The 13233-nt window shown below is 69.5% G+C and carries 15 protein-coding genes; 8 read left to right on the top strand and 7 right to left on the bottom strand.

What is annotated here, in order from left to right:
* Position 1: 1 nt before the first annotated feature.
* Positions 2–673: a TPM domain-containing protein gene (locus AC07UH_RS05975; protein ID WP_495179012.1), complete on the top strand. Its 672-nt coding sequence runs from the start codon at positions 2–4 to the stop codon at positions 671–673.
* Positions 670–1197, top strand: a complete 528-nt coding sequence (locus tag AC07UH_RS05970) for an NUDIX hydrolase (protein ID WP_495179013.1) — start codon at positions 670–672, stop codon at positions 1195–1197. Before AC07UH_RS05975 ends, AC07UH_RS05970 begins: the two co-directional genes overlap by 4 nt.
* A gap of 190 nt (positions 1198–1387) precedes the next feature.
* Here the strand turns inward: AC07UH_RS05970 and AC07UH_RS05965 are convergent, their stop codons facing one another.
* Both AC07UH_RS05965 and hrpB read right to left on the bottom strand, forming a co-directional pair.
* On the bottom strand, positions 1388–1669 hold the full coding sequence (locus AC07UH_RS05965; protein ID WP_038662402.1) for an ETC complex I subunit: 282 nt from the start codon (positions 1667–1669) through the stop codon (positions 1388–1390).
* Positions 1670–1678: 9 nt separating this feature from the next.
* Entirely contained in the window at positions 1679–4114 is a 2436-nt protein-coding gene (hrpB, locus tag AC07UH_RS05960) for an ATP-dependent helicase HrpB (protein WP_495179014.1), read from the bottom strand.
* An 87-nt stretch (positions 4115–4201) separates the two neighbouring features.
* Here hrpB and AC07UH_RS05955 point away from each other — a divergent pair, with 87 nt between their 5' ends.
* Both AC07UH_RS05955 and AC07UH_RS05950 read left to right on the top strand, forming a co-directional pair.
* Complete coding sequence (locus AC07UH_RS05955; RefSeq protein WP_495179015.1) at positions 4202–4525, top strand: hypothetical protein; 324 nt, start codon at positions 4202–4204, stop codon at positions 4523–4525.
* Between the two features lie 191 nt (positions 4526–4716).
* Entirely contained in the window at positions 4717–5652 is a 936-nt protein-coding gene (locus tag AC07UH_RS05950; protein WP_038662409.1) for a cation diffusion facilitator family transporter, read from the top strand.
* A gap of 17 nt (positions 5653–5669) precedes the next feature.
* Here the strand turns inward: AC07UH_RS05950 and AC07UH_RS05945 are convergent, their stop codons facing one another.
* Complete coding sequence (locus AC07UH_RS05945; protein WP_495179016.1) at positions 5670–6680, bottom strand: polyprenyl synthetase family protein; 1011 nt, start codon at positions 6678–6680, stop codon at positions 5670–5672.
* A 101-nt stretch (positions 6681–6781) separates the two neighbouring features.
* Here AC07UH_RS05945 and AC07UH_RS05940 point away from each other — a divergent pair, with 101 nt between their 5' ends.
* From AC07UH_RS05940 to tmk, 3 genes are read left to right on the top strand one after another with little or no spacing between them, the layout of a single operon-like run.
* Entirely contained in the window at positions 6782–7060 is a 279-nt protein-coding gene (locus tag AC07UH_RS05940) for a chorismate mutase (RefSeq protein ID WP_038662415.1), read from the top strand.
* 23 nt (positions 7061–7083) lie between these two features.
* Positions 7084–7467: a DUF2147 domain-containing protein gene (locus tag AC07UH_RS05935; protein ID WP_052075603.1), complete on the top strand. Its 384-nt coding sequence runs from the start codon at positions 7084–7086 to the stop codon at positions 7465–7467.
* On the top strand, positions 7467–8105 hold the full coding sequence (tmk, locus tag AC07UH_RS05930; protein ID WP_495179017.1) for a dTMP kinase: 639 nt from the start codon (positions 7467–7469) through the stop codon (positions 8103–8105). The genes AC07UH_RS05935 and tmk overlap by 1 nt, the downstream gene beginning before the upstream one ends.
* Positions 8106–8137: 32 nt before the next feature.
* Here tmk and AC07UH_RS05925 read toward each other — a convergent pair whose 3' ends face one another.
* From AC07UH_RS05925 to AC07UH_RS05910, 4 genes are all read right to left on the bottom strand, one after another.
* Positions 8138–8914, bottom strand: a complete 777-nt coding sequence (locus tag AC07UH_RS05925) for an enoyl-CoA hydratase (RefSeq protein WP_495179018.1) — start codon at positions 8912–8914, stop codon at positions 8138–8140.
* Between the two features lie 11 nt (positions 8915–8925).
* On the bottom strand, positions 8926–9969 hold the full coding sequence (locus AC07UH_RS05920) for an enoyl-CoA hydratase/isomerase family protein (protein ID WP_495179019.1): 1044 nt from the start codon (positions 9967–9969) through the stop codon (positions 8926–8928).
* A gap of 149 nt (positions 9970–10118) precedes the next feature.
* Positions 10119–11615 (bottom strand): alginate export family protein, encoded by a 1497-nt coding sequence (locus AC07UH_RS05915; protein ID WP_495179020.1) that lies wholly within the window; start codon positions 11613–11615, stop codon positions 10119–10121.
* A 111-nt stretch (positions 11616–11726) separates the two neighbouring features.
* On the bottom strand, positions 11727–13076 hold the full coding sequence (locus tag AC07UH_RS05910; RefSeq protein ID WP_495179021.1) for a dicarboxylate/amino acid:cation symporter: 1350 nt from the start codon (positions 13074–13076) through the stop codon (positions 11727–11729).
* A gap of 18 nt (positions 13077–13094) precedes the next feature.
* Here AC07UH_RS05910 and AC07UH_RS05905 point away from each other — a divergent pair, with 18 nt between their 5' ends.
* Positions 13095–13217, top strand: a complete 123-nt coding sequence (locus AC07UH_RS05905; protein ID WP_495179022.1) for a hypothetical protein — start codon at positions 13095–13097, stop codon at positions 13215–13217.
* Positions 13218–13233 lie beyond the last annotated feature (16 nt).

The following is a 13233-nucleotide window of genomic DNA, read 5'->3' as shown; positions in this document are numbered from 1 at the left end:
CATGCAACTGACCGATACCGATCGCGCCCGCGTTGCCGCGGCGGTGGCCGAGGCGGAACGGAGCACCGCCGGCGAGATCGTCACGATCGTCGCGCGCCGCTCCGACAAATATCACGACGTCGCGCTGCACTGGGCGGCGCTCGCGATGCTGCTGGTGCTCGCGCTGCTCGCGCTGTGGCCCGATGCGGCGGTGCGGCTGCACGGCTTCGTCGCCGACCCGTGGGACGGCGCACCGACGCCGGGCGGCCTGTTCACCGTCGCGCTGGTGCTGCTCGTGGTGACCTTCCTCGTCGTGCGGCTGGCGCTCGCCTATATGCCGCTGCGGCTGGCGCTGACGCCGGGCAGCACCGCCGCGCGGCGCGTGCATGCGCGGGCGCTGATGCTGTTCCGCACCGCGGCCGAGGCGCGGACGCTCGAGGCGACGGGGGTGCTCCTGTATCTGTCGCTCGACGAACATCGCGCCGAGATCATCGCGGACAGCTCGATCCACAATCGCGTCGATCCCAAGGTCTGGGGCGCAGCGATGGCGGCGCTGATCGCGGCGACGCGTGACGGCCGCCCGGGTGACGGCATGGCCGAGGCGGTGCGCCAGATTGGCCTCGTACTCGCCGAACAATTCCCGCCGCGTGCGGACGACACCAACGAATTGCCGGACCGATTGATCGAGCTATGACCACCGAAACCGTCTGGAAGGGTAAATACCTTTCCGTCCGCAAGAGCGGCACCTGGGAATATGCCGAGCGGATCGGCGCGATCGCCGCGGCGGTGATCGTCGCAATCGACGGCGAGGGGCAGCTGTTGCTGGTCGAGCAGCATCGCGTGCCGTTGGGCCGCACCTGTCTCGAACTGCCCGCCGGGCTGGTCGGCGACGAGAGCGCCGGTGAGAGCGTCGCCGAGGCGGCTCGGCGCGAACTGGAGGAAGAGACCGGCTATCACGCCGCCTTCGTCGAGGAACGCGGCGAATATTATTCGTCGCCGGGCATGACCTCGGAAAGCTTCACCTTGGTGCTCGCCACCGGGCTGACGCGGACCGGCGACGGCGGCGGCGATGCGCAGGAGAATATCACCGTCCACCGCGTCGCGCCGGAGGCGGTCGCGGGCTTCGTCGCGACCAAACGGCGCGAGGGGGTGGCGATCGACGCCAAGATGCTGCTGTTGCTGGGCAGCGGGTTGCTTGAGGAAGCAATGGGCCGGTAGCTGCGCGGCGCGTAGGTTCGCGACGCGCGCGCCCACGCCCGTCACCCCGGACTCGTTCCGGGGTCCACTTCGCGGCTAGGTGAATGGCTGGAGGCTCCATCCGCGCGCCTGCGGCCCGGTGGACCCCGGAACGAGTCCGGGGTGACGGGGGAATTAGGCGGCAGTTACCTCAAGACGACAGCCACCAATCCTACCGGAAATTGTCGGCGTAGGCCTGCAGCTTCAGCTTGCGCTCCGGTGCCGGGATCAGCTCGTAATCGAAGCCCTGCGCCTCGCAATAGGCGATCGCCGCCTCCTGCGTCGGGAAGCTCAGCTTCACCTGCTCGCGCGTGTCGCCGCTACCGGCCCAGCCGGTGAGCGGATCGGGCTGTTTCGGCTCGGCGGGCTCGAATTCGAGGCTCCACGTCTGGGTCCGGGCTTTGCCGGACTGCATCGCGTTCTTGGGGCGCTGGAAGATACGGGCGGTAGGCATGGCGGCTCCTTAGCGCGTCCCGGCGGCGCGCGCATCCGCCTTTTTGGTGCGCAGCGTCGCGGCCGCAGCGGCGGGATCGTCGGGCCAGGGATGTTTGGGATAGCGCCCGCGCATCTCCTTCGCCACCGCGCTCCAGCTCCCCGCCCAGAAGCCCGGCAGGTCGCGCGTCGTCTGGATCGGCCGGCCCGCGGGCGAGGTCAGGCTGAGCACCAGCGGCACCCGCTCCGATCCGATCCGCGGATGCTCGGCGAGCCCGAACAGCGCCTGCACGCGCAATTCGACTTTGGGGCCGCCCTCCGCCGCATAATCGATCGCGTGCGTGCTGCCGGCGGGGCTGGTGAAATCGGCGGGCGCGAGCCGGTCGACCTGCCGCATACCGTCCCAGCCGATCAGGTTGCGGACCGCATCGGTCAGCGCGCCGCCGGGGATCGCGTCGAGCCGCCGCTTGCCCGCGAGCAGCGGCGGCAGCCATTCGTCGAGCCGCTCGACCAGCATCGCGTCGAGCCCGATCCCGGCATAGCGAGCGCGCGCTTTCAGCGCCTCGCCGCCCTCGCGCCACGGCAGCAGCGCAAGGCCATATGTCCGCACACCTTCGAGCAGCGCCGCCGCCACCGCCACGGGATCGGCCTGCGAATCGGGTCCCGACGACAGCCGCAGCGCGCCGAGTCGCCGCTCGCGCAGCGTCGTCACGCCGCCGGTCGCCGGATCGAAATCCACCGTCCGGCGCGTCTCGATCCGCGCGGCAAACAGCCGCTCGATCGTCGCCAGCGTAATCGGTGCCGCGGCGAGGATGCGCGCGCCCGACGCCGCCCCCTGCGTCTCCGCCACCGCCAGCCATTCGCTGCGCGCCAGAGCGGTCGCCGGATCGAGCCGAAAACCGCGCCCGCCGACCGACGCCCAATATTCGCCGCTGGCGTCGCGCGCGCGCGCGATCCGGTCGGGGAAGGCGAGCGCGATCGGCACCTCGACGCCCTCGGCACTGCCGCCGTCGCCGCACAGCTTCGCCCAGCGTTCGGCGAGCTTGCGCGCCGCCACCGCCTTGGTGCCGCGCTCGCCACGCCAGCGCCGCAACCGCGCGTCGAGATCGGGATCGGTGCCGCCGAGCCCGCGCTCGGACAGCAGCACCGCCACCTCGGCGGCGATCCGCCCCTGCCCCATCTCGCCGGCGCGCAGCAGCATATGCGCGAGCCGCGGCGGCATCGGCATCGCCGCGATCCGCCGCCCGTGCGCGGTCGGCCGACCATCGCCGTCGATCGCCGCCAGCGCGGTCAGCCGTTCGCGTGCCTCCGCCACCGCCGCGGCGGGCGGCGGATCGAGAAAGGCGAGGTCGCGCGGATCGTGGACGCCCCATAACGCTGCGGCGAGGACGAGGCCGGACAGATCGGCCTCCAGGATCTCCGGCGGATCGAACCGCGGCAGGCCCCCGGTCGCCGCCTCCTCCCACAGGCGATAGGCCACGCCCGGCCCGAGTCGCGCCGCACGGCCGGCGCGCTGGATCACCGCCGCCTGGCTCGCCCGCTCGGTCACCAGCCGCGTCATCCCCGCGGCACGATCGTAGCGCGGCCGTCGCGCCAGTCCCGAATCGACGACGATGCGGATGCCGTCGAGCGTCAAACTGGTCTCGGCGATCGAGGTCGCGAGCACCAGCTTGCGCCGGCCATCGGGCTCGGGCTTGATCGCGGCACGCTGCGCGGCGGGATCGAGGCTGCCGTGCAGTTCGTGGATGACGATATCGTCGGGCAGGCCGGCGAGCCGTTCGGCGGTCCGCTCGATCTCGGCGACGCCGGGCAGGAAGGCGAGCACGCCGCCCTCCGCCTCGCCGAGCGCCCGCCGGATCGCGCTCGCCATCGCATCCTCGATCCGGCCATCGCCCGCCCGGCCCAAGTGACGCAGCGCGAGCGGATAGCTGCGCCCCTCGCTCTCGATCACCGGCGCATCGCCGAGCAGGCTGGCGAAACGCGCGCCGTCGAGCGTCGCCGACATCGCGACAATGCGCAGGTCGGGCCGCAGCGCCGCTTGCGCATCGAGCGCAAGCGCGAGGCCGAAATCGCCGTCGAGGCTGCGTTCGTGGACCTCGTCGAACAGCACCGCCGAAATGCCCGCGAGTTCGGGATCGCTCTGGATACGCGCGACGAAGATGCCTTCGGTGACCACCGTCACCCGCGTCGCGGCGGAGCGCCGGCTGTCCATCCGCGTCGCATAGCCGAAGGTGCCGCCGACCGCTTCGCCGGCCAGCGCCGCCATCCGCTCCGCCGCCGCCCGCGCCGCGAGCCGGCGCGGCGAGAGCAACAGGATCTCGCCGGTGCACCAATCCTCGCGCAGCAGCGCGGGCGCGACCGCGGTGGTCTTGCCCGCCCCCGGCGGCGCGACGAGCACCGCATTGGGCCGCGCGCGCAAGGCGGCGAGCAGATCGGGCAGGACGGCGAGGATCGGCAGGTCGGTCACGGTCGCGGCGCCATGCCATGGATCGCCGCGCGACGCGATACGCCCGCGCTGCTATACCCCCGTCGTTCGTAACGAAGGAAACACATCATGGGTCTGTTGGACGGCATCCTCGGCCAGGTGGCCGGCAATCCCGCGATCACCAATCTCGCCGAACGCATCGGCCTGTCGCCCGAACAGCTGACCGCGGCGATCAGCGCACTCGGCGAGGCGCATACCCGGCCCGGCGACACCGTCGCGGGCGCCGCCGATTCGACCGGCCTCTCGCCCGACGTGCTCCAGCAGATCCTCGGCCATCTCGGCGGCGAAGGCGCGCTCGGCAATCTCGGCGCGCTGCTCGGCGGCGCGAACGGCGAACAGGGCGGTCTCGGCGGCCTGCTCGGCGGCCTCGGCGGGATGTTTGGCAAATCCTGACGCTGAACCTCCGTCATGCCGGACTTGGTCCGGCATCCGCTTCCTATCGAGCCGGAAGAAGCAGGACCCCGGCGAGAGGCCGGGGTGACGAACCTCGCCGCCAGATGACGAAAAGGTCATCGCCCGCGTCCTAGTATCTCCCGCCCCGCGGATGATAGGCATGGCACCACGACGGCAGCCGGACGGGACCATTGGGCGGACATCATCACCACGGACACGATCACGGCGGCCACGACCACGGTCATAGCCACGGCCACGGCCATTCCCACGCCCCCGCGTCGTTCGACCGCGCCTTCGCGATCGGGATCGCGCTCAACATCGCCTATGTCCTCGCCGAAGGGGGTGCCGGGCTGTGGACCGGCTCGGTGGCGCTGCTCGCCGACGCCGGCCATAATCTGTCCGACGTGCTCGGCCTCGCCGTCGCCTGGGGCGGGGCGGCGCTGGCGCGGACCGCGCCGACCAAGCGCTTCACCTACGGGCTGAAGGGATCGACGATCCTCGCCGCGCTCGCCAATGCGCTGTTCCTGCTCGTCGCGCTCGGCGCGATCGTCACCGAGGCGGTGCAGCGGCTCGGCAACCCGCCCGTCGTCGCCGGCCTCACCGTCTCCGTCGTCGCGGGGATCGGCATCGCGATCAACGCCTTCACCGCCTGGCTGTTCGCGCGCGGGCGCAAGGGCGACATCAATATCCGCGGCGCCTATCTCCATATGCTCAGCGACGCGATGGTGTCGGCGGGTGTGGTGCTGGCCGGCGTCGCGATCTGGGCGACCGGCCTGGGGTGGATCGATCCGCTGGTCAGCCTCGTCATCGCCGCACTGATCTTCTGGCAGACCTGGGGCCTGCTGCGCGAGACGGTCGAGATGAGCCTCGCCGCGGTGCCGCGGGCGATCGATTACGATGCGGTCACCGGCGCGCTCGAGGCGCTGCCCGGCGTGACCAAGGTCCACGACCTGCACATCTGGGCGATGTCGACCACCGAGCCGGTGCTGACCGCGCATCTGGTGATCCCGACCGGTCATCCCGGCGACGGCTTCCTCGTCGCGGCGCGCGGCATGTTGCACGAGCGGTTCGCGATCGGCCACGCGACCTTGCAGGTCGAAATGGGTGGGGAGTGCGTCGCGTGTTGAGGCGCGCGCCCTAGCCCTCAATAGGCCCGCGCGACCGCGAACTCGACCGCCTCGATCATCGCGTCCTTGGCCTTGCCGTTGGCAAAGCCGCCGATCGCATCAATCGCGCGCTGGCCGTAGTGGCGGGCGCGGGCGAGCGTGTCGTCGACGGAACGCGTCTTGCGCACCAGATCGATGGCGTGGGCGAAATCCGCGTCGGACTGGCGCCGCCCCTCGATCGCGTCCTTCCAGAACTTGCGATCCTCCGCCTCGCCGCGGGCGTAGGCGAGGATCACCGGCAGCGTCATCTTGCCCTCGCGGAAATCGTCGCCGGCATCCTTGCCCATCGTCCCTGCATCCGACACGTAATCGATCGCGTCGTCGACCAGCTGGAAGGCGATGCCGAGGTTGCGGCCATAAGCGTCGAGCGCCAGTTCCTCGCCCTCGGGCCGTTCGGCGACCACCGCCGAAATGCGGCAGGCGGCGGCGAACAGCGCCGCGGTCTTGGCGTTGATGATGTCGAGATAGCGGTCCTCGCCGAGGTCGACGCGGCGCGCGGCGGTGAGCTGGTTGACCTCGCCCTCCGCGATCACCGCCGAGGCGTTCGACAGGATCTTCAGCACCTTGAGGCTGCCGTCCTCGACCATCAGCTCGAAACTGCGGCTGAACAGGAAGTCGCCGACCAGCACGCTCGCCGGATTGCCCCAGATGATGTTGGCGGTGCGCTTGCCGCGGCGCAGGTCCGATCCGTCGACGACGTCGTCGTGGAGCAGCGTCGCGGTATGGATGAATTCGACCGAGGCGGCGAGGCGGTGGTGCCGCGTGCCGGTATAGCCGATCAGCCGCGCGCTGCTGAGCGTCAGCATCGGCCGCATCCGCTTGCCGCCGCCGGCGATGAGATGCCCGGCAAGTTCCGGGATCAGCGGGATTTGCGACTGCATACGGTCGAGGATCACCGTGTTGACGGCGTTCATGTCCCCCGCGACGAGCTGGAGCAGCGGCTCCAGCGACGGTTCGCGGTTGTCGAGGCGATGGATGGTTGCGGTCATCTCGCCCTGCGCTGTGGCCTCTCGCCTTCGCGAACGCAAGTCTTGCTCGCGGGTGCAACACACCCCATGGGAGGCGGACCGCGACCAAGGAAAGGCGAGGCATGAGCGACGACGTGCTGCAGGGATATCGCAAGAGCATCGACAACATCGATGCGGCGCTGGTCCATCTGCTCGCCGAACGGTTCAAGGTGACGCAGGCGGTCGGGCGTCACAAGGCGACCTCGGGCCTGCCCGCCGCCGATCCCGGCCGCGAGGAACGCCAGATCGCGCGGCTGCGCCGGCTCGCCGAGGAGGCGGAGCTCGATCCCGAGTTCAGCGAGAAATTCCTGCGCTTCATCATCGACGAGGTGATCCGCCACCATCAGCAGTTGCGCGGCTGAGCGCGGCCGACCATCTCCCGTCCGTGATCCTGTCCCTGCTCCTCGCCGCCGCTGCGCCGGCGGTCCCGCCGTCGGCGGCGATCCTCGGCACCTGGCACAATCCCAAGAACAGCGTCGCGGTGCGAACCGGGCGCTGCGGCGACAAAGTGTGTGGCTGGGTGATCCGCGCCAGCGACAAGGCCAAGAGCGACGTCGCCGACAAGGGGTATCCGCCGCTGATCGGCACCGCCTTGCTGCGCGACTATAAGGCGGACGGCAAGCGGCGCTGGTCGGGACAGATCTATGTCCCCGATATGGGCCGGGCATTCGGATCGAGCGTCACGATGGTGGACGGCGACACGCTCAACGTGCGCGGCTGTCTGATCGGCGGGTTCATCTGCAAGTCGCAGATCTGGCGGCGCGACTGATGGCGGGGGCGTTCATCGCCGTCGAAGGCGTCGACGGGTCGGGCAAGAGCGGCGTCGTGCGCCGGCTCGTCGCCGGTCTGCAGGCGCGCGGCCACGACGTGGTCGGCACCCGCGAGCCGGGCGGCACGCCGCAGGGCGAGGCGTTGCGCGGGCTGCTGCTGGCGGGCGAGGACGCCGCCTGGGAGCCGCGCGCGGAACTGCTGCTGATGACCGCGGCACGCGTGCAGCATGTCGCGCGCGTCGTGCTGCCGGCGGTGGCGGCGGGGCGGGTCGTCGTGTCCGATCGCTACGCCGGGTCGACGCTCGCCTATCAGGGCGCCGGGCGCGGCATGTCGGAAGCGCTGATCCGCGAACTGCACGCGGCGATGGTCGACGATCTGTGGCCCGACCTGACTTTGGTGCTCGACGTCGATCCGGCGGTGGGGCTGGCGCGCAGCCGCAAGCGCCTGTCCGACGGGGGGATCGACGAGGGGCGGTTCGAAAGCCTCGACCTCGCCTTCCACCAGCGCATCCGCGAGGCGTTCCTGACGCAGGCGGCGGCAGCGCCGGACCGCCACGCGGTGATCGACGCAAGCGACGCACCGGGAGCGGTGCAGGCGCAGGCGCTCGCCGCGGTGGAACGGTTTCTGGGGCGGTAAGCCCCTCCCCTGAAGGGGAGGGGTGTGTAGCCTTACCGCCCCGTCCACGCCCCCGGCCGCTTTTCGACGAACGCCGCCATGCCTTCCTTCTGGTCCGCGGTACCGAACAGCCCGTGGAACAACCGCCGCTCGAACTGCACCCCCTGCGCCAGCGTCGTCTCGAACGCGGCGTTGACCATCTCCTTGTTCGCCAGCACCGCGAGCGGCGCCATGCCGGCGATCGTCGCCGCGGTCTTCATCGCTTCCTCGACCAGGTCCGCGGCGGGGATCACCCGGCTCACCAATCCGGCGCGCTCCGCCTCCGCGGCATCCATCATCCGGCCGGTGAGGCACATCTCCATCGCCTTGGCCTTGCCGACCGCGCGGGCGAGACGCTGCGAGCCGCCCATGCCGGGGCTGACCGCCAGCTTGACCTCGGGCTGGCCGAACTTGGCGGTGTCGGCGGCGAGGATGAAGTCGCACATCATCGCCAGCTCGCAGCCGCCGCCGAGCGCATAGCCCGCCACCGCGGCGATGATCGGCTTGCGCGTCGCGGTCAGCGTCTCGTAACCGGCGAAATGGTTGCGGCCGTACATCGCGGCGAAGTCCATCGCCTGCATTTCCTTGATGTCCGCCCCCGCCGCGAACGCCTTGGCGCTGCCGGTCAGCACCGCGCAGCCCTGATCGGGATCGGCGTCGAACGCCGCCAGCGCCGCGAGCAGGTCGGCGAGCACCTGCGCGTTGAGCGCGTTGAGCGCCTCGGGCCGGTTGAGCGTGATGAGCGTGACGCGGTCGCGCCGCTCGACGAGGATGGTCTGATAATCGGACACGGCGGCTCTCCTTATGCGGGCGTCCACGCCTCGCCCTCGGGCATCGGCGCGAAGATCTGGTCGATGACGTGGTCGGTGACGTCCTCGGCGGTCGCCGGCTGCCAGCGCGGCGCATGGTCCTTGTCGACGATCACTGCGCGCACCCCTTCGAGGAAGTCGTGGCGCTGCACGACGCGGCAGGCGACGGCATATTCCTGCACCATCTCGTCGGCGAAGCTCTGCATCAGCCCGCCGTCGTAGAGCAGCCGCAGCGACACCTTCATCGCCTGCGGCGACTTGGTGCGCAGGATGGCGAGCTGTCCGGCGGCGAAGACGCCCTCGTCGGCTTCGAGCGTCGCCAGCACGTCCTCCAGCGTATCGGAGGCGAACAGCCGGTCGATTTCGTCGCGGTGCGACAGCAGCTTCGCGGCCGGCGGCGTCACGGCGAGCCGATCGAGCGCGCCGTCGATCTCACGCGGATCGGCGACGATCGCCGCCTTGGCGGCTTCCACCGCGGCGGCAGGCAGATAATGCGTCGCGAGCCCCAGCGCGTGTGCCTCGGCGCCGTCGAGCCGATGGCCGGTAAGCGCGAGGAACTGACCGATCCGTCCCGGCAGCCGCGCCAGATACCAGCCGCCGCCGACATCGGGGAACAGGCCGATCCCCGTCTCCGGCATCGCGAATCGCGTATTCTCGGTGGCGATGCGGTAGCGGCAGGGCAAGGCGATGCCGACACCGCCGCCCATCGTCACCCCATCCATTACCGACACCGTCGGCTTGGCATAGGTGAACAGCCGGTGGTTGAGCCGGTATTCGCTAAGGAAGAAACCGCGCGCCGCCGCGCCGTCGGTCGCGCCGCTCTCGCTGAGCATGCGGATGTCGCCCCCGGCACAGAAGCCGCGCCCCTCGGCATGGTCGAGCAGCACCGCGGCGACACCGGCGTCGCTCCGCCACGCCTCCAGCGCGGCGAGCATGCCGTCGCACATGGCGCGGTTGAGCGCATGCAGCGCCTTGGGACGGTTGAGGCGCAGCCGGCCGACGGCACCCTCTGTCTGGATCAGCAGGTCATCGCTCATCCCCCGCCTTTGACCCGCGCGGGTCGCGGCGTCCATACCGGATCGACGAAACCGCGTGCCTGTACGGCGTGAAACAGTCCGTCGCAGACGGGACGGCACAGCAATGGACCGCATCGGTCAACAAGCAGCGCGGAAGCTTACGGGCCTCCTCAGAAGCGGAAGCTGAGCCAGCCGGCCATGAAGTCGGAGCTCTTGAACCCCGCCTTGGACAGCGATGGGCCGGCGGCGAGATGCTCGTACCGGCCGGTGAACGACAGGCGCGGGCTGATCGACCAGACCGCCTGCAGCCGCATCACGTCGCCGATCTTGGCATCGCCGACGCGCTGCGTTCCCGCAAATGGCTGGCCGTTGGCGCGATAGACCGCGTCGGTGACGCTGTCGCGCCACGCGAGCTGATATTCGGCGGTGACGCGTACCGTCTTTACCGGCGAGAAGGTGAAATTGGGGGCCACTGCGATCAGGTTCGACGGGGTCAGGAACAGGCCGTAGCTGTAGTAGATGTTGTTGCCGAACGGCGCATAGGCATCGCGCAGCTTGCCGTCGCCATACCCGCCGCCGCCGCTCGCATAGTCCATATGGATACCGACGCGCGGCGCGGTCTTGGATTTGCCGAGTCGGTAGGTCTGCGCGAAGAACAGCTGCCAGGCGTCGATGTCCTGGTTGATGTAATGGCCGTATTGATGGTTGATCGTCCAGTCGACCGTCACCGGGCCGGCGTCGCCATAAATATGCGTGCCGACATAATAGCGCGTCGCCGGGCCGATGCGGCCGCCCCAGGCGCCCACCGTATTGCGTCGCCGCCAGAAGAACGGATCGACGAAGATCTTCGAGCCGCCGAACCAGCCGTTCGGCACGGCATAGCCCAGCGTCACGCCTGAGAAACGCCGTGCCGGATCGCTGATGTCGTCGTCGGTGCCGAGATCGCCATATTGCGTCGGCTTGAAGTCGAAGAGATCGGCGCGCACCCGGCTGCCGCGCGCCCAGGCGCGGATGCCGTTGAGCGTGTAACGGATGGTATTGTTGTCGCGCTGCGAGGTCAGCAGATTGGGACCGTCGGTGAATTCCTGCCGGCCGTAGCGCGCACCGACCGCGATGCCGTCGACTTCGGCATTGCCCTCGACGAACGCCTGTTGCAGCACGAGGTCGTTGCGCAGCGTCGCCGCCGGCGCGCCGAGCTCGACGCCGGAGATGCCGCCATGCGCGATCTCGGCGAAGGCGCGGAAATGCGGACCGACGTGCAGGTCGGCGCCGCCGACGATGCGGTTGATGTCCTGCCGCTGCGCACGCGAATCGCGCAGATTGGGGTTGGTGGTATGGTTGACGCGCAGCCGCACCTCCCCCGACAGCGTCAGATAGACGTCGCCATCGCCATCGAGCGGCAGGAACTTGAGCCGATCGAGGAAGTCGTCGCGCTTGGCGGGATCGCGATAGCTGCGCCAATCCTCCGCCCAGCGCGACAGATTGAAGCCGTTGGTGGTCGCGCCGTCACCCGCGGCGGCGGCGGGATAGCTGGTCACCGTCGGCGTCGCGGGATCGCGGGTCTGGCCGGATTCGCTCGGCGCGACGCTGGTCTGCGCAGTGGCGGCGGTGGTGACGAGGGTGAGCAGAGCAGTGGCGCTGGCGAGGGCGCGAGCACGGAGCAACATGGGAATATCCTTATGGGCGATCGTCGCCCTCACCCGTCTCCGCCTTCGGCTCTGTCCTTCCCCAATCGAAGGATGAGGCGCGCGGCGACCGACGGGGGAGGACGCGACGCGTTATTCGGCGGGCACCGCCTCGGCGGGCAGCTGGTCGACGCGCAGGGCCTCGCCATGCAGCGCGGCGTGAAGCTGCGCGGTATCGAGCCGTCCTTCCCAGCGCGATACGACCACGGTCGCCACCGCATTGCCGATGAAGTTGGTCAGGCTGCGGCATTCGCTCATGAAGCGGTCGACGCCGAGGATCAGCGCCATGCCGGCGACCGGCACGCTCGGTACGATCGACAGCGTCGCGGCGAGCGTGATGAAGCCCGCACCGGTGACCCCCGCCGCGCCCTTCGACGACAGCATCGCCACGCCGAGCAGCAGCAATTGCTGGCCGAGCGTCAGGTCGACGTTGCACGCCTGCGCGATGAACAACGCCGCCAGCGTCATGTAGATGTTGGTGCCGTCGAGGTTGAACGAATAGCCGGTCGGCACGACGAGGCCGACGATCGACTTGGGGCAGCCGGCGCGCTCCATCTTCTCGATCAGCGCGGGCAGCGCGCTTTCCGACGACGAGGTGCCGAGCACCAGCAGCAGCTCCGCCTTGAGATAGGAGATCAGCCGCAGGATCGAGAAACCGCACAGCCAGCTCACCGTGCCGAGCACGACGAGGACGAACAGCAGCGAGGTGAAATAGAAGGTGCCGACCAGCATCGCGAGATTGGCGAGCGTACCGACGCCATATTTGCCGATGGTGAAGGCCATCGCGCCGAACGCGCCGATCGGCGCCGCCTTCATGACGATGCTGACCACCTTGAAGAAGGCGAGCGAGACGTCCTCGAGCACGCTCAGCACCTTGGCACCACGATCGCCGATCAGCGCCAGCGCGATGCCGAACAGGATCGAGACGAACAGCACCTGCAGGATGTTGCCCTGCGTCAACGACGACAGGAACGTGTCGGGGATGATGCCGGTCAGGAAGCCGGTGATCGTCGATTCATGGGCCTTCTCGGCGAATTCGGCGACTTTGCTGGTGTCGAGGCTGGCGGGATCGATGTTGAGCCCCGCGCCCGGCCGCACGACGTTGGCGACGATCAGGCCGACGATCAGCGCGAGCGTCGAGAAGAACAGGAAATAGACGAACGCCTTGCCGGCGACGCGGCCGACCGCGCCGAGATCGCGCATACCCGCGATACCAGTGACGATGGTGAGGAAGATCACCGGCGCGATCACCATCTTGACCAATTTGATGAAGGCATCGCCGATCGGCTTCATCGCCTCGCCGGCCTGGGGTGCGAAATGGCCGAGCAGGACGCCGGCGATGATCGCGACGAGCACCTGCAAATACAGTTGCGCATACCAAGGCTTGGCGGCCGGGGGTAAGACGGATCCTCCGGACGGCGTCGCGGCGACGGTGATGCTCATGGGTGCCTCTCATCCTCTATGACGGCGCAGATCGGCTCTTCTGGCCGTGGTGCGTCGCCGGACAATGCCGCGATCCGCACCGGACAGGCAATGCCACCAACAGAAGTTAAGAATCGTTTGTTTTCAAAAGCTTATCCATGAACCTTCCCGCCCGCTC

It is taken from the genome of Sphingomonas sp. GW821-FHT04B01, assembly GCF_059420425.1.
The sequence above is the reverse complement of the archived record's forward strand: the minus strand, read 5'-3'. Positions and strand labels throughout refer to the sequence as shown.